Raw genomic sequence first — 15,692 nt, 5'->3', positions numbered from 1 at the left:
TGGGCCTTCAGCTTTTTCAGAGCGTGCCGAACCAGCCGGGCATGTCCAGGCGCCACGGGTTGGCCGGGGTGAGCTTGCGCAGGTCGGACTCCAGGGCCCGGAGGCGGTCCTCGCCCAGCTCGCCGGCCCAGCGGGCGCGCAGGGCGTCGAAGATGCGGGCCGAGCGGCCGAGCGCGTCCAGCCCGTACGGAGTGAGGCGCACGATCTTGCGGCGCGTGTCGTGCGGGTCGGTGGCGCGTTCGACGTAGCCGATCCGCTCCAGCGTGTCGATGGTCTTGCCGGCCGCCTGCTTGGACACGCCGAGCGTACGGCCCAGCTCGACGGCCGTAGTGCCGTTCGGGCCGATGGCCTGCATGACGAATCCATGCATAGGGCGTATGTCCGGATGGCCCTGCCGGGACAGCTCTTCGTGGAGCTCGTCGATGAGCGCTCGGAACGCCAGCAGCAGGCGTAGCGGCAGTTCGAATCCCGGGGTTTCGCTTGACATGATAGACAACCTGGTTAACTATATCGATGGACAACGTGGTTTCCTATCTTAGGGGTTCCAAGAGATGACTGTTATTCGCGCCGCCGACGCGCGGCGATCGGAGACGCCCAGCGGGGTCATGACGACGTTCGCCTCGCCGACGCAGGGAGGTGCCGAGCGCTCCCTCTGGCGCGTCGACGCCCGTCCCGGAGCCGTCGGGCCGGTGCACGACTTCGACGTCGAGCAGGTGTGGACCTGGATCGAGGGTGCGGCGACCGTCGAGCTGGGCGGTGAGACGTACGCCGTGGCCGCCGGCGACACCGTCGTCATGCCCGCCGGGACGGTGCGGCAGGTGCTGGCCGATCCGGCCGCCGGATACACCGCCGTCGTCACGGCCCCGGCCGGCGCCAGGGCCATGTCCGCCGACGGGGCCGACCTGGGCGTTCCACCGTGGATCGGGTGAAAGGATTTTCCGATGTCTGTTGTGCTGTCCGCTGATTCCCGGCGTACCGAGACGTCCAACGGCGTCATGACCACGCTCACCTCACCGGCCCAGGGGCAGGCGGGGCAGGCCGTGTAGCGGGTGGACGCCAGGCCCGGCATGGAAGGGCCGGTGCACGCGTTCGACGCCGAGGTGGTGTGCGGGGCCGGACGCTGACGGGGCGGTCGCGGGTCAGGCGTGGGGGAGGCGGTAGGTGCCGTCCTCGAGCGCCTCGGCCAGGCCGTCCGCGATCAGGCCGTCAAGGGCGCGCTCGCGTTGCACCGGGTCGTCCCACACCACGTCCAGCGCCTCCTTGGGGACCGGGCCGTGGGCGGCGCGCAACACCGCGAGCAGCCGGCCACGGCACTGGCGGTCGGTCCCCGCGTACGTCTGCCCCTTGCGCGCAGGACCGGCGTGCGGTGGCTTGCCGGCCAGGCGCCACGCGCAGACGTGCGCGATCGGGCAGTCCGCGCAGCGTGGCGCCCTGGCCGTGCAGACCAGCGCGCCCAGCTCCATCACCGCCACACCCCAGCGGGCGGCGCCCAGCTCGGGCAGCAGGCTCTCCGCCAGCCGCCGCTCGGCCACCGAGGTGGCCGTGGGAGGGAACTCCTCGGCGCGTACCGCCCTGGCGAACACCCGGCGGACGTTCGTGTCCAGGACGGCGTGCCGGCCGCCGTAGGCGAAGCTGGCGACCGCGGCGGCGGTGTACTCGCCGATGCCGGGCAGGGACAGCAGGGTCGCGTGGTCGGCCGGCACCTCGCCACCGTGCTCGTCGGTGATGGCCCTGGCGCAGGCGTGCAGGCGTAGCGCCCGGCGCGGGTAGCCGAGCCTGCCCCAGTGGCGTACGGCCTCGCCCGGTTGCTCGGAGGCCAGATCCTTGGGCGTGGGCCAGCGGGCCATCCAGTCGTGCCATACAGGCAGAACCCGTACCACGGGGGTCTGCTGGAGCATGATCTCGCTGACCAGCACCCCCCACGGTGTCGCGCCGGCGGCCCGCCACGGGAGGTCCCTGGCGTTGTCCTCGTACCAATTGAGCACAGCCCCGTGCAACGTTTTCGGATCAGCCACGCGGTCAAGGGTATGGCTCCATCAATGATTTCGGCGTGTCGTCACTCTAAGTGGCCGCCGAATTACCATGCTGTGCGTATGGACCCGGACACGATGCGTGGGGACGGCGGTGACGTCTACTGGCGGCGGCGGATGAGCGTGCTGGTGGCGGTGCTCGTCGTGGTGGCCGTGGTGGCGTGGGCGTGTTCCAGCGGAGGCAGCGGACCACAACGCACGTCCAGTGCCCAATCATCACCGAGCGCTACACCCACCGCCGATCCACTGCTGGCAGGCCTGCGTACGCTCGCCATGGGCACGGCCAGCCCGTCACCCACCCCCAGCCCGACCACGCCGACTCCCGTCGCGCGCCCAAAACGGCCCGGTGAGCCCTGTGCCGAGGAAGACCTGGTGCTCAGCCTCCAGGGTGGCAAGGATCAGATCTACGCAGCCGGCGTCGAGCCCGGCTTTGTGGTCACGCTGGTGAACACGGGGCCCGTGATGTGCACGGCCGACGTGGGACCGCGGGCCATGGAGATCCGCGTCACCTCGGGCGCGGATCGCATCTGGTCCACGGCCGATTGTGTCAGCGGCGTGGCGACGGACATCAAGCAGCTGCGGCGGGGGGTGCCGTACGTGCGGTCGCTGAGCTGGGACCGCCGCCGCTCCAGCGCCGACTGCCGCTCCACCCCGGCGGCCGCCCTGCCCGGCACCTACGTGGTCACCGCCCGTCTGGGCAAGCTCCGCACCACCAAGGGCGTCTTCCATCTACGCTAGATCGTCGCAGCCGGCAAGGCGGTCCTGACCGGCCGACCGGCACGCCGCTGTCAGACGAAGCGCGAGCCCGGTCACACGTAGCGTTCGAGGATGGAGGATTCGGCGAGGCGGGACAGGCCCTCGCGGACGCTGCGGGCACGGGACTCGCCGACGCCGCCCACGGCCTGCAGATCGTCGATGCTGGCCGCCAGCAGCTTCTGCAGGCTGCCGAAGTGGTTGACCAGGCGGTCCACCACGGTGGCTGGCAGGCGGGGGACCTTGGCGAGCAGGCGGAACCCGCGGGGGCTGACCGGGCTCTCCAGCTTGTCGGCACCGCCGTGGCCGAGGACGTGGGCGACGGCCGAGAGGTCCAAGAGCTCGTTGCCCGCCAGCGTGTCCAGGTCGTGCATGGCGTCCACCAGGCGCTTCTGGCGGCGCGTCGAGGGAGCGGGGAGGTAGTCGCGGATCACCAGCTCGCGTTCGGAGTCCACGCCCGCCACGAGCTCGTCGAGCTGAAGGGACAGCAGGCGGCCGTCGGTGCCCAGCTCCACCACGTAGCCCTTGATCTCGTCCGAGATGCGGCGGACCATTTCCAGGCGCTGGACGACGGCGGCGACGTCCCTGACGGTGACCAGGTCCTCGATCTCCAGGGCCGACAGGGTGCCGGAGACCTCGTCCAGGCGGTGCTTGTAGCGCTCTAGGGTGGCCAGGGCCTGGTTGGCCTTGGAGAGGATGGCCGCGGACTCCTCCAGGACGTAACGGATGCCGTCGAGGTAGAGCGCGATGATCCGCATCGACTTGCTGATCGCGATGATGGGCAGCCCGGTCTGCCTGGCGACGCGCTGGGCGGTGCGGTGGCGGGTGCCGGACTCGTCGGTGGGGATGGCGGGGTTGGGCACGAGGTGCACGGCGGCGCGTACGATCTTGTGGTCGTCGCTCAGCACGATCGCGCCGTCCATCTTGGCCAGCTCGCGCAGCCGCGTGGCGGAGAAGTCGACGTCGAGCTCGAAACCGCCGCTGCAGACCTCCTCGACATCCCTGTTGAAGCCCAGCACGATCAACCCGCCGGTCTGCCCGCGCAGGATCCGCTCGAGGCCGTCGCGCAACGGTGTGCCCGGGGCCACAGCGGCCAAGGCTTCGCGACGGCGATCGTCCAGACTCCTATCCACCTGACCCCCGTGTCGATCGGTCACTCGTCAGCTTAGCCGCGCTATGTGACGTGTGTGAGTGCGTCCCAGACGTTCTCCGCCTGAACCACCTCAAACCCGGGCGCGAACGCCACAGGCCCCACAGGCACCAGAGCACGCTGCCCGTTACGCCGGCGAGCGTCGTCTTCCAGGGATCCGGCCGGTACGAGCGCGCGTTTGAAGCCAAGCCTGGCCGCCTCGGTCAACCTCCTGCGTACGTCCTTGACGGGGCGCAGCTCACCGGCCAGGCCCACTTCGCCCAGGGCCACCAATCCCGCAGGCAGCGGCTTGTCACCGGCGGCACTGGCCACCGCGAGCATGACCGACAGGTCCACGGCGGGGTCGGCCAGCTTGATGCCGCCCACGGTCGCGGTGAACACGTCGCAGCCGCCGAGGCGGGCGTTGAGCCGGCGCTCCAGGACCGCGAGGATCATCTGCACGCGGTAGGTGTCGAGGCCGGACGAGGTGCGCCGGGGCTGCTGCGCCTCGGTGCGCGCGACAAGGGCCTGGACCTCGGCGGGCAGCGGGCGGGTGCCCTCGACCGTAACCGTGACGCAGGTGCCGGGCACCGGCTCGCTGCGCCGGGAGACGAACAGGCCGCTCGGGTCGGTGATGCCTTCGATGCCGCGCTCGTGCAGGTCGAAGCAGCCGACCTCGTCGATGGGGCCGAACCGGTTTTTGATCGCGCGCACCATGCGGAGCCTGGAGTGGCGGTCGCCCTCGAAGCTGAGCACGACGTCGACCAGGTGCTCGAGCGTGCGGGGCCCGGCGATCGAGCCGTCCTTGGTGACGTGGCCGACGAGCACCGTGGCCATGTTGCGCTCCTTGGCCAGGCGGACGAGATTGGCGGCCACCTCGCGCACCTGCGTCACCCCGCCGGGCACGCCGGTCGCCTGGGCCGAGCCGACCGTCTGCACCGAGTCGACGACGAGGAGCGTGGGCTGGACCTTGTCCACGTGCGTCACCAAGGCCGACAGCTCGGTCTCCGCGGCGAGGTAGAGGTTGGGCTGGATCGCGCCGATGCGGTCGGCCCGCAGCCGGACCTGGGCGGCAGACTCCTCGCCCGTCACGTAGAGGACCGTCTCGCGCTGGGCGATGCGGGCCGCGGCCTCCAGCAGGAGCGTGGACTTGCCGATGCCGGGCTCGCCCGCGAGCAGGACGACCGCGCCGGGCACCAGGCCGCCGCCGAGCACCCGGTCGAGCTCGCCCACACCGGTCGTGCGGGCCGCCGCCACCTCGGCCTTGACCTGGCCGATCGGGACGGCGGGCGCGGTGGTGGCGCCTCCCTGCACGATGGTGACGCCGGCCCGCGCGCCTTCCTCGTCGACCGTGCCCCACGCCTGACACTCACCGCACCGCCCCACCCATTTGGTGGTACGCCAACCGCATTCGGCGCAGCGGTATCCGGGCTTCTGGGCAGACTTGGCCATGCCGAGCAGGGTAGCGGCACGGGCCGACAATCTTGACTAGACGAGGCCCAGGTCGGACTCCAGGAGGCGCTTGGGCTTGGCGCCGACCACGCGCTTCACCGGCTCGCCGTTCTCGAACAGGATCAGCGTGGGGATGCCCATCACGCCGTATCTGGCCATGATCTCCGGGTTCTCGTCGGTGTTGAGCTTGCCGATCGTCAGGCCGCGCTCGGCTTCGATCTGCTCCAGCACGGGCGCCACCATCCGGCAGGGACCGCACCACTCGGCCCAGAAGTCCACCAGCACCGGCCGGTCGCTCTTGAGCACCTGCTCGTCGAAGTTTTCAGTAGTCAATGTGATCATGTGTCATCCCCTGACAAAGCAACCTGGGCACGATTGGGCGAGCTGGGTGGCCACCTCGGCGCGGCGGGTGAGCAGAAGGCGGATCTCCTCGTCGATCTCGGCCAGCTTGCGCTGGTAGACCTCGACCGACTCGGCACACGAGCCCCCCGTGCTGTGCCCGCTGCGCAGGCAGTCCACGAACGGCCGGGTGTCCTCCAAGGTGAAGCCGACGGCGAGCAGTGCCCGGATCTCGGTGACGAGCTTGACGTCATCCTCGGAGTACTGCCGGTAGCCGTTGGATCCGCGCCGGGCTCTGAGCAGCCCGTGCTGCTCGTAGTAGCGGAGCGAGCGGGTGCTCACTCCGGTGCGTTCCGCCAGCTCACCGATGCGCATTGCTCCACGGTAAACCTTGACACTGACGTCAAGGTCAAGCAGGTCAGTAGTAGCGCCAGCGCAGCACGTTCGGATAGGGCAATTCCAGGCCGGGTGTCTCGGCGATGGCCTGCTCGGCCACCTCGGGTGCGAACTCGATGCGCAGCACCGCCTCAAGGTCCGCCCGCCGCTCGAAGGCCATGCGCAGGTCCAGCGGCTGACGCTGCCACCCGTGGCGGTCCCAGAACGCCTCGACCTCGCGCGCCGAGTACGTCGGCACGGTACGCGAGAACCACCGCCCGAACGAGCCCCGCGTCGCGTCCAGGTCGATGACGAAGGCGGCGCCGCCGCGGCGTACCACCCTGGACAGCTCCCGCAGCCCTGGCTCGCAGCCGGGACCGAAGAAGTACGCCCAGCGCGCCATCGCCACATCCACGCTCACGTCCGGCAACGGCAGGTCCTGTGCCGTGGCGGCGTGCACCGTCACGTTGGCCAGCGCGGCGCAGCGGCGTCGGGCGAGCATGGCCAGGTCGGCGTGTGGCTCGACGCCGATCACGCCGGCGGCGGACGCGGCCAGCACCGGCAGGTGGTAACCGGTGCCGCAGCCGATGTCGAGCACGGTGGCGGCGTCCCAGGGGCGCAGGGCGCGCATCGCCGCGTCGGCGGCTCCCTCGGGATCGACGGCGCGGTTCTCCAGCTCGTAGACTTGGGGTGTGTTCCAGATGTTCGGGCTCGGGATCGCGCCTTTGGCTATCCGTGGCATGCCCCAACGGTAGAGGTAGCGCCACCAGTGGCGGATCGCGGGATGCGGCTCACCACAGGGGGCTAGCGCGCCATATCCGGTTCTCCGGCTTAGGCTGGCAGCGTGGCTGATGTCATCCGCGTGCCCAATGCGAAGATCGCATTGTCCACTGCTTCGGTATATCCAGAACGCACTCCCGACGCGTTCGAGCTGGCCGCCCGCCTGGGCTATGACGGTGTGGAAATCATGGTCGGCGCCGATCCGGTGAGCCAAGACATCGACGTGATCGAGCGGCTCTCCGAGCACTATCACGTTCCCGTCCTGGCCATCCACGCCCCTTGTCTGCTGGTGACCCAGCGGGTCTGGGGTCGCGACCCTTGGGCCAAGCTGGTCAAGGCGCAGAAGGCGGCCGAGCGCCTGGGCGCCTCCACAGTCGTGGTGCACCCGCCGTTTCGCTGGCAGCGCGACTACGCGCGCGACTTCGAGGCGGGGCTGGCCAGGATGCGCGACGAGACGGACGTCACGTTCGCGGTCGAGAACATGTTCCCGCTGCGTGCCAGGGGCAACGACGTGGTGCCCTACTCACCCGGCTGGAACCCGATCGACTACGACTTCCCCCAGGTCACCCTGGACCTGTCGCACACGGCCGTGTCCGGCTCGGACGCCATGGAGATGGCCGCCAAGCTCGGCGACCGGCTGGCGCACCTCCACCTGGCCGACGGCATCGGGGTGACGAACAAGGACGAGCATCTGGTGCCGGGCAGGGGCAATCAGCCGTGCGCCCAGATGCTGGAGCGCCTGGCCAACACCGGCTACTCCGGCCTGGTGGTGCTCGAGATCAACACGCGCAAGGCGGCCAGCCGTACCGAGCGGATCGACGACCTGGCGGAGGGGCTGGCCTTCGCGCGGCTGCACCTGGCGGCGTCTACATGAACATCGGGCCGATGAGGGATCTTGGCAGGGTGTTCGACCGCGTGGCCGACGCCTACGACGCGGGCCGGCCCAGCTACCCCGACGAGATGTATCGCGCGGTGAGCGAGCTGACCGGCGTCGACCTGGTCGGCGCCACGACCGTGGACGTGGGGGCGGGAACTGGCATTCTGACGCGGGCGCTCAGGGCACGCGGATCGCACGTCATCGCGGTCGATCCAGGTGCGGAGATGCTGGCCAGGCTCATGTCCCGGTCCGCGAACGGCACGCCGGCCGTCGCGGCGGTGCAGGGCGACGGCAACGCGCTGCCGCTGGCGGACGGGGTGGCCGACCTGGTGGCGTACGGCCAGTCGTGGCACTGGCTGGATCCGGTGGTCTCGATCGCCGAGGCCAGGAGGGTGCTGCGGCGGAGTGGCGCGATCGTGGGCTGCTGGAACCTACACCACGCCGCCCAGGCCGACTGGCTGGCCGCCTACGAGGCCCGCCTGGCCGAGGAGGTCCCCTCCTACTGGGGGCCGGCGGTCGAGCAGTGGTCGGTGCCGCCCATCGCCTCGGCTTTCGAGGTGATCGAGGAGCGCTGGATCCCGTGGACGCGGCTGGTCGGCATCGAGGACTTCCTGCTGGACCTGCGCTCGCACTCGTACATGGCGGCGCTGTCGGCCGAGGCGGCCGACGCGCTCGTGGAGCGGCAGCGGACGGAGCTGCGCAAGGAGTTCCCGGAGGGGGTCCTGTCGGTGCCGATGTGGGTCTATCTGGCGGTGGGGCGGTGAACAGACGAGGGAGTGCCGTCGCGTGCGGGAGCGGAGCGACCAGAGCGGGGGAAGGCGGCGGCGTCTGGCGACCGAGCCCGCCTCACGGAGTGAGGCCATGAGCACAGTAAAGCGGCGTCCTGGGCGTCGGCCTGGGGCCGTCGACACGCGTGGGGAGATCCTGGCGGCGGCCAGGAAGGTGTTCGCAGAGAAGGGGTTCGACAAGGCCACGGTGCGCGGCATCGCCAGGGAGGCCAAGGTCGATCCCGCCCTCGTGCACCACTACTTCGAGACGAAGGAGGGCATGTTCGCGGCGGCCATGCAGCTGCCGGTCAGTCCAGAGACCGTCATCCCGCTGCTGCTGGAGGGCCCGCGCGAGGAGATCGGCGAGCGGCTGGTACGCCTGATCATGCGCGTCACCGCGTCGCCGGAGACGCGGGAGCCGATGCTCGCGCTGATCCGCTCGGCCATGACCAACGAGCAGGCGGCCGCGATGATGCGGGAGTTCATCACCAACGCCCTGCTCTACCAGGTGGCCGACCGGCTCGAGGTGCCGCACCTGCGGATCGAGGCCGCGTTCGCCCAGCTGTTCGGCGCGATATTGGGGCGCCATGTGCTCAAGCTGGAGCCGCTGGCGAGCGCCGATCCTGAGGAACTGGTCGCGTTGCTGGCACCGACTATCCAGAGGTACTTCGCCGGCTAGAGCTTAGCGAGTAGAGCATTGTTCTGAACAGGGCGGTGACCTTAGGGTATGTCGCGTACCCTGAAAATGTTACCCACGGGTAGGATCAGGGTAGCGGTCCGTGGAACGGGTGACCGTACGCTGGCAGCCAACGTCGTCTGTGGGAGGAACCCGTGCTCTGGGTAGCCATCATCGGACTCATCATGACCGCTCTGGCGGTGGCCGTCGCCGGCCGCCGGGCGCTGTTCCTCTACAAGCTGGCGACCGTGGGCCCTCCCGCGCCCGAGCGCATCGAATATGCCAAGACGCATGCGGCCGACGAGGCCAAGGCGCAGCTGGTGGAGGTGTTCGGGCAGAAGAAGCTGCTCAAGTGGACGCCGTCGGGCACCGCGCACTTCTTCGTCATGTGGGCGTTCTTCATCCTGTTGACCGTCTACATCGAGGCGTACGGCGCGATCATCCAGGGTGCGATCACCGGCCGGCCGGACTTCCACATCCCGCTCATCGGGACCTGGGGCGTGCTGGGCTTCCTGCAGGACTTCATCGCGGTGGCGTGCCTGGCCGGCCTGGCGGTCTTCGCGGGCATCCGAATCAAGAACGCACCCGAGAAGCTCGGCCGCAGCTCGCGCTTCTCCGGGTCCCACCTGGGCGGCGCGTGGCTCGTGCTGTTCATGATCTTCAACATCATCTGGACGCTCTTCCTGGCCCGGGGCGCGGCGGCGGCCAACGGCAACTTCCCGTACTCCTCGGGTGCGTTCGTCTCGCTGGCGCTCGGCGACGTGCTGCCGCAGAACGCGTTGCTCGAGGAGATCGCACTGCTCCTGCACATCGGCTTCATGCTGGTGTTCCTGGTGATCGTGGTGCACTCCAAGCACCTGCACATCTTCACGGCGCCGCTGAACGTGCTGTTCTCGCGCCGCCCCGACGGCCTGGGTGGCGCGGTGGAGATGCGGGTGGACGGCAAGCCGGTGGACTTCGAGGACGAGGACCTGGATCCGGAGCGGCTGGGGCGCGGCAAGATCGGCGACACCACGTGGAAGGGTTTCCTGGACTTCTACTCCTGTACGGAGTGCGGCCGCTGCCAGTCGCAGTGCCCGGCGTGGAACACCGACAAGCCGCTGTCGCCGAAGATGCTCATCCTCGACCAGCGTGACCACGCCTTCAAGGTGGCTCCCTACCTGATGGCGGCGAGCACGGAGCACGCCGACAAGGACGTGCTGGCGCTGCTGGAGAAGCCGCTGGTCGGTGAGGAAGGCGTGATCCACCCGGACGTGCTGTGGTCGTGCACCAACTGCGGCGCGTGCGTCGAGCAGTGCCCGGTGGACATCGAGCACATCGACCACATCCTCGACATGCGCCGCTACCAGGTGATGGTCGAGTCCTCGTTCCCGTCCGAGGCGGGGGTGATGGTGAAGAACCTGGAGAACAAGGGCAACCCGTGGGGGATGTCCGAGATGAAGCGAGCCGACTGGATCGCGGAGCTGGACTTCGAGGTCGAGGTCGTCGACGAGAAGATGCCCGAGGACGCCGAATACCTGTTCTGGGTGGGGTGCGCGGGCGCGCTGGAGGACCGGGCCAAGAAGACCACCAAGGCGGTGGCGGAGCTGCTGCACATCGCGGGCGTGAAGTTCGCGGTGCTCGGGCCGATGGAGGCGTGCACCGGCGACCCGGCCCGTCGCCTGGGCATGGAGTACCTGTTCAACATGCTCGCCCAGCAGAACATCGAGACGCTGAACGAGGCGGGCGTCAAGAAGATCGTCGCCACCTGCCCGCACTGCTTCAACACGCTCGCGAACGAATACCCACAGCTCGGCGGCACGTACGAGGTCGTGCACCACACGCAGCTGCTGTCGAAGTTGGTGGACGACGGCCTGCTCACCCCGATCACGCCGATCGAGGAGAAGATCACCTACCACGACCCGTGCTTCCTCGGCCGCCACAACAAGGTTTACTCCCAGCCCCGCGACATCATGTCCAAGGTGCCCGGCGTCACGACGCAGGAGATGCACCGGCACAAGGACCGCGGCTTCTGCTGCGGTGCGGGCGGCGCGCGCATGTGGATGGAGGAGCGCATCGGCAAGCGCATCAACACCGAGCGCGTGGACGAGGCGCTGACCACCAACCCGGACACCGTCTCCACTGCCTGCCCGTTCTGCATGGTGATGCTGGGTGATGCGATCAACGAGAAGAAGAACAACGGCGAGGCCAAGGAGTCACTGGAGGTTGTGGACGTGGCCCAGCTCTTGATCAAATCGGTCAAGAGCGCTTCCTGACCGTGAAATGTCGGACTCCTCCACACGTGCGGTGGAGGAGTTTCGCATGTCAGCGGGTGTGGTTACAGGAAATCAACCATCCACATAACGGGAAAATCACGGTAACCTCAACGTCGCATGGCTCTATTCGACGGGGAGGGGGCTCGTGATGGGCGTCGTCGTCACCGACGCCGAGGTCACCCTGGCTGACGTGCTCTCCCTTCGACTGGCCATCGACGAACCACTGGAGGACGGCACGGAGCTCGTCCTGAGAAACCGCACCACGGGGGTGGAGCGTGACGTGCGGCTCGGCACGCCGGGCGCGCGCTCGCGCGAGGCCACGCTGGCGGTCTCACTGGCGCCGCTGGATCTCAGCGCCGGGCGGTGGGACGCCTACTTGCGCCGGGACGGCAAGCGCAGCAGGTTGCGCAGCGTCGATCCGGGCTTCTCGCTCGACCACCTCGACGCGTACGCGCTGTGCAAGCGCACCCTGGCCTACCGCTCCTACCGCACCCGCAACGGCTTCCTGGCGCTGAAGATCTCCGACGCGGAGCCCGCCGCGGAGGTGCGCGCGATCTGGTTCAGGGAAGGCCGCTTCGAGGTCATGGGCCTGCTGGCCTACACCGGGCTCGAGGACGACGACTCCCGCCACGAGGCCACGCTGACCCTGGACCGCCGGCAGACCAGCGCACGGGTGACGGCCACGGCCTTCGTCCAGGGCGTGCGCTTCCACGCCGCCTTCTCTCTCGTGGACGTGGTGGCCGCCGATCCCGCGAGCTCCGACGCGTCGGCGGGCTCCGGCAGCTGGGAGCCCGCGCTCCAGGTCGAAGGTGTGCCCGCGCCGCTGAAGCTGGGCGCCTGGCTCGACGACGTGGACGGCAAGCGCCGCCGGCTGCACTACCCCTCGGCCAAGGTGGACGGCGTGCCGATCAGGCCCTGCTACACCGCCGACGATGAGTTGCGCATCGAGGTGGGCGGATGAAGGTCAGCCTGGTCCTCCCCTCCGCGTACAGCATGCGGGGCGACGTGCGGGCCACGCTCAACCTCGCCTCAGCGCTGGCGAAGCGGCACGAGGTCGAGGTGATCAGCGTACGGCGGCAGAAGGAGAAGCCGTTCTTCCCCGTCGACTCCGACGTGGCCATGCGCAGCGTGGTCGACGTCCGGCCGGGCGTCAGGCACCTGCTCCCACACGGCCAGGTACGCACCGAGGTGGCGCTGTGGCGGGTGCTGCGTGGGCTCAAGTGCGACGTGCTGATCACCACCCGGCCGGCGCTCGGCGTCCAGGCCGCCAGGCACGCTCCCCGCGAGATGCTGAAGATCGCCAGGGAATGGGCGCGGCCGGCCGTGCCCGCGCCGGTGAAACGCTTCTATCCGCGCCTGAACGCCGTTGTGACGGCCACGGAGTCGGCTCAGGAGGAGTGGACCAGGCTCCTGGACGGCGGGCCCGTCGTGCACTCCATACAGGACGCGCTGGCGGCCGGTCCGTGGCCGCGCTCGCGGATGGACAACAGGATCGTGGCCGCCGGCGGGCGGTGGGTGCCGGTCAAGGCGTACGACCGGTTGATCAAGGCGTTCGCCATCGTGGCCGACAAGCGGCCCGACTGGCGGCTGCGGCTGTACGGCGGCGGCCCGGAGGAGCGGCGGCTGCGCGCGTTAGTGCGCGAGCTCGACCTGCACAACCACGTCTACTTCATGGGCACCACGCCGGACCTGGCGGGCGAGTTCGCCAAGGCGTCGATCGTGGCCAACACCTCGCGCGGTGAGGACCAGTCCATGACGGTGCTCGAGGCCATGGGGTGCGGGGTGCCGGTGGTGGCGTTCGAGGGGTCCAAGGGGCCGACGGAGTTCGTTGCCACGGGCTACAACGGGGTGCTGGTGCCCGAGTCCAACGTGCCCGACTCCGGCACCATGTCCGGCTCCGACCCGCGACTGTTCGCCGCGGCGCTGCTCGCGCTGATCGACGACGAGCGCAGGCGGCGCTCGCTCGCGGCCGGGGCGCTGGACACGGCACTGCGCCACTCGGCCGGCGAGGTGGCCGAGCAGTGGGAGAAGCTGATCACAGATCTTCACTGACGGATACCGGTTCCGGGTACCGTAGGAGCATGCATGGCTACAGCGGGGACAAGCAGGCATATCTGACGCGGCTCAGGCGCATCGAGGGTCAGATCAGGGGCCTGCAGCGAATGGTCGATGACGACGCCTACTGCATCGACGTGCTCACCCAGGTCTCCGCGGCCACGCGGGCGCTGCAGGCGGTGGCGCTGGGGCTGCTCGAGGAGCACATCTCGCACTGCGTGGCCGACGCGATCAACACCGGCGGCCCGGAGGCGGAGGCGAAGGTGAAGGAGGCCTCCGCGGCGATCGCGCGCCTCGTCCGTTCCTAGTCTCCATTGGCTCCGTCGAATGTGAGGATGCCTCATTCATTCGAAGGAGACCGATTGGTGCAAGTGACTAGTTATGCGAAACCCCGGGAACTAGGTCCCCGGGGTCAGTAATCGTGATGGTCGTATGGTCCTTCAGCGGCTCGCCGAAGTCCGCAATCCGAGCGCGTCGTCGAGTTCGTCCAAGGTCAGCCGCCGCTCGCTGACAGCCACGGCCGTGAGCACCTCGGCGTAGAGCGCAATCTCGTCCAACGCGACACGGTCGTGGACCCGAGAGTCCAGGTCGTCGTGCCCCACCGCGTCGTCCTTTCCTTCCGCAGCCCACACCCTCTACGAGGTTACGGCGCGACCCCCTTCCTGCGACATGGCCCATCGGAGTCATTCCTTTCCGCGCCGCGGGACCCTAGTGGGATCATTTCCCGAATCCGAGATCACAATTCAGCGAATTTACTGCTACCTGGAGTGTTAGAACGATATAGGGGTGGTTAGGGTGAAATAGCGAGATTAGTGGTTTAGAAGTGGTCTGCGTCGTGTTCGTGATGATCGTCGCGTTCGTGGACGAGCTTCTGTACGAGTGCCGACTGCCCCGCCAGCCCGCGCTCGGGCACCTTGGCCCCGGTCAGCCTGCCCCACGCCAGCCCCGTCGCGTACGCGGCCCCGAGCACCGCCGCCGCGCTCCCCCGGTCCGGTGGCGCCACCTCCAGCACCGGCGCGGGCGCGATCGACACCCCGCCGGCCCGGCCCTGCACGGGGAACCCGTCCGGCGCGGTCGTCTCCCCCGCGGAGGTTCCGGTGAGCCCGGCCCGCTCCAGCTCTTCGTATGCCATCCTGAGCCGGTGATCCAGCCGCGCGGGCAACAGCCCCCTGGAGTCCGACAGGTCGGCCAGGAACGCCGCCGTGGACCGCGGCGGGTGCGGCATGAAGGCCAGCGCCTCGGCCAGGTCGTAGACGGAGTGGGAGAAGTGCGCCTCGGGATCGGTCTCCACCAGCAGTGCCCGGCTCAGCCGCGTGGGGCAGCGGCCCAGCCACGCCCGGCGCACGGCCTCGTCGCCGGGCAGCGTGTCGTCCAGCCCTCGCCGGCGCAGCATGGGCTCCACCATGGTGAGCAGCGCCAGCGCCCGCGGCCTGAACCGGGTGTCGGACATGAGGATCTGCGCCGTGTCGGCCATGACGGCGGCGAGCCTGAGCGCCTCGCGCGTGCGGCCGGCCCGCGCCCGCTCCGCCACCAGCGTGACGAGGTCGAGCAGGGGCGGCGCGGGCAACCAGCGCACCCACTCGTCGCCGGGCAGCGGGCGGCACAGGTATTCGCCGAACACGGTGATCAGCCGCTCGTTGCCGTCGAAGGCAGGCGCGTACGCGCACCACATGATCGTGCCCCAGGCCGCCGCCACCGTGCTCGGCACGTCGGAGGCGAAGATCTCGCCGAACGCCGTCAGCGGGTAGTCCAGCTCCGACTTGCGCCCGCTCGCCCGCACCAGCACCCTGAGTCGCTCGGTCAGGCCGGCCGACACGTCGGGGCCGATGAACGCCTGCGTGGACCCGGGCTCAGCGTGGAAGTCGGGACCGTACGGGAGCACCGCGTCCGGCAGCACGGCCGCGGCGTGCTGGACCTGCCGGGCCCGCGCGCTCCGCGGCGGCGGCGCCAGGTGCCAGCGGCCGTCGGCGGGGTCGTACAGATGCCAGCGCGCGTGCGCGCCGAAGAGCCACCGGTCGCCGTCTGGGGTCACAAGAATCCTGGCGGCCAGGACGTGGGCGCGATCGGGCACGGAAAGCCCTTGCCAGCGCGAGTCCGCGACCATCGCACGGACCTCCGCCTCGGCAGAAGTGAACGCGTCCCAGGGTGGCACGGGCGTCATGGTACTGGGAGCCATCGGATCAACCATCGGCATTTCACGGCAG

18 protein-coding genes are annotated in these 15,692 nt (G+C 69.5%); 9 read left to right on the top strand and 9 right to left on the bottom strand.

Going from position 1 to position 15,692, the window contains the following annotated elements; genetic code table 11:
• Positions 1-16 precede the first annotated feature (16 nt).
• A complete protein-coding gene (locus ACTWPT_RS20080) occupies positions 17-487 on the bottom strand; it encodes a MarR family winged helix-turn-helix transcriptional regulator (RefSeq protein WP_443178949.1) in 471 nt (156 codons plus the stop codon).
• 64 nt (positions 488-551) lie between these two features.
• Between ACTWPT_RS20080 and ACTWPT_RS20075 the strand changes: the two genes are divergently transcribed.
• Positions 552-929: a cupin domain-containing protein gene (locus ACTWPT_RS20075; RefSeq protein WP_443178948.1), complete on the top strand. Its 378-nt coding sequence runs from the start codon at positions 552-554 to the stop codon at positions 927-929.
• A gap of 210 nt (positions 930-1,139) precedes the next feature.
• Here the strand turns inward: ACTWPT_RS20075 and ACTWPT_RS20070 are convergent, their stop codons facing one another.
• Entirely contained in the window at positions 1,140-1,898 is a 759-nt protein-coding gene (locus ACTWPT_RS20070) for an A/G-specific adenine glycosylase (RefSeq protein ID WP_443179037.1), read from the bottom strand.
• Between the two features lie 195 nt (positions 1,899-2,093).
• Between ACTWPT_RS20070 and ACTWPT_RS20065 the strand changes: the two genes are divergently transcribed.
• A complete protein-coding gene (locus ACTWPT_RS20065) occupies positions 2,094-2,768 on the top strand; it encodes a hypothetical protein (protein WP_443178947.1) in 675 nt (224 codons plus the stop codon).
• A gap of 71 nt (positions 2,769-2,839) precedes the next feature.
• On the opposite strand, the gene disA is transcribed toward ACTWPT_RS20065, so the two are convergent.
• Genes disA through ACTWPT_RS20040 form a run of 5 tightly spaced genes read right to left on the bottom strand, consistent with a single transcriptional unit; the run spans position 2,840 to position 6,820 of the window.
• Positions 2,840-3,916, bottom strand: coding sequence for a DNA integrity scanning diadenylate cyclase DisA (gene disA / locus ACTWPT_RS20060; protein WP_443178946.1), 1,077 nt, complete (start codon positions 3,914-3,916; stop codon positions 2,840-2,842).
• A gap of 41 nt (positions 3,917-3,957) precedes the next feature.
• A complete protein-coding gene (gene radA / locus ACTWPT_RS20055) occupies positions 3,958-5,364 on the bottom strand; it encodes a DNA repair protein RadA (protein ID WP_443178945.1) in 1,407 nt (468 codons plus the stop codon).
• A gap of 36 nt (positions 5,365-5,400) precedes the next feature.
• Positions 5,401-5,706: a thioredoxin gene (gene trxA, locus ACTWPT_RS20050; protein WP_443178944.1), complete on the bottom strand. Its 306-nt coding sequence runs from the start codon at positions 5,704-5,706 to the stop codon at positions 5,401-5,403.
• Between the two features lie 3 nt (positions 5,707-5,709).
• A complete protein-coding gene (locus ACTWPT_RS20045; RefSeq protein ID WP_443178943.1) occupies positions 5,710-6,078 on the bottom strand; it encodes a MerR family transcriptional regulator in 369 nt (122 codons plus the stop codon).
• Between the two features lie 43 nt (positions 6,079-6,121).
• Entirely contained in the window at positions 6,122-6,820 is a 699-nt protein-coding gene (locus ACTWPT_RS20040) for a class I SAM-dependent methyltransferase (RefSeq protein ID WP_443178942.1), read from the bottom strand.
• A gap of 102 nt (positions 6,821-6,922) precedes the next feature.
• On the opposite strand from ACTWPT_RS20040, the gene ACTWPT_RS20035 reads away from it, so the two are divergent.
• The 7 genes from ACTWPT_RS20035 to ACTWPT_RS20005 all read left to right on the top strand — a co-directional run bounded on the left by ACTWPT_RS20035 (position 6,923) and on the right by ACTWPT_RS20005 (position 13,796).
• Positions 6,923-7,732: a sugar phosphate isomerase/epimerase family protein gene (locus ACTWPT_RS20035; RefSeq protein ID WP_443178941.1), complete on the top strand. Its 810-nt coding sequence runs from the start codon at positions 6,923-6,925 to the stop codon at positions 7,730-7,732.
• A gap of 11 nt (positions 7,733-7,743) precedes the next feature.
• On the top strand, positions 7,744-8,499 hold the full coding sequence (locus ACTWPT_RS20030) for a class I SAM-dependent methyltransferase (protein WP_443178940.1): 756 nt from the start codon (positions 7,744-7,746) through the stop codon (positions 8,497-8,499).
• 97 nt (positions 8,500-8,596) lie between these two features.
• Positions 8,597-9,181, top strand: coding sequence for a TetR/AcrR family transcriptional regulator (locus ACTWPT_RS20025; protein WP_443178939.1), 585 nt, complete (start codon positions 8,597-8,599; stop codon positions 9,179-9,181).
• A 152-nt stretch (positions 9,182-9,333) separates the two neighbouring features.
• Positions 9,334-11,433 carry a (Fe-S)-binding protein gene (locus ACTWPT_RS20020; RefSeq protein ID WP_443178938.1) on the top strand — a complete coding sequence of 700 codons (2,100 nt, stop codon included), beginning with the start codon at positions 9,334-9,336 and terminating at the stop codon, positions 11,431-11,433.
• A gap of 148 nt (positions 11,434-11,581) precedes the next feature.
• Positions 11,582-12,394, top strand: coding sequence for a hypothetical protein (locus ACTWPT_RS20015; protein WP_443179036.1), 813 nt, complete (start codon positions 11,582-11,584; stop codon positions 12,392-12,394).
• The gene (locus tag ACTWPT_RS20010; protein WP_443178937.1) at positions 12,391-13,485 is read left to right on the top strand and encodes a glycosyltransferase; all 1,095 of its coding nucleotides are present in this window, start codon (positions 12,391-12,393) and stop codon (positions 13,483-13,485) included. The genes ACTWPT_RS20015 and ACTWPT_RS20010 overlap by 4 nt, the downstream gene beginning before the upstream one ends.
• Positions 13,486-13,514: 29 nt before the next feature.
• Positions 13,515-13,796 carry a metal-sensitive transcriptional regulator gene (locus ACTWPT_RS20005; RefSeq protein WP_080044376.1) on the top strand — a complete coding sequence of 94 codons (282 nt, stop codon included), beginning with the start codon at positions 13,515-13,517 and terminating at the stop codon, positions 13,794-13,796.
• A 132-nt stretch (positions 13,797-13,928) separates the two neighbouring features.
• Here ACTWPT_RS20005 and ACTWPT_RS20000 read toward each other — a convergent pair whose 3' ends face one another.
• A complete protein-coding gene (locus ACTWPT_RS20000) occupies positions 13,929-14,120 on the bottom strand; it encodes a hypothetical protein (protein ID WP_211370473.1) in 192 nt (63 codons plus the stop codon).
• A gap of 185 nt (positions 14,121-14,305) precedes the next feature.
• Positions 14,306-15,649 (bottom strand): hypothetical protein, encoded by a 1,344-nt coding sequence (locus tag ACTWPT_RS19995; RefSeq protein ID WP_443179035.1) that lies wholly within the window; start codon positions 15,647-15,649, stop codon positions 14,306-14,308.
• Positions 15,650-15,692 lie beyond the last annotated feature (43 nt).

Source organism: Nonomuraea sp. 3N208 (assembly GCF_052245935.1).
GTDB lineage: Bacteria > Actinomycetota > Actinomycetes > Streptosporangiales > Streptosporangiaceae > Nonomuraea.
The sequence above is the reverse complement of the archived record's forward strand: the minus strand, read 5'-3'. Positions and strand labels throughout refer to the sequence as shown.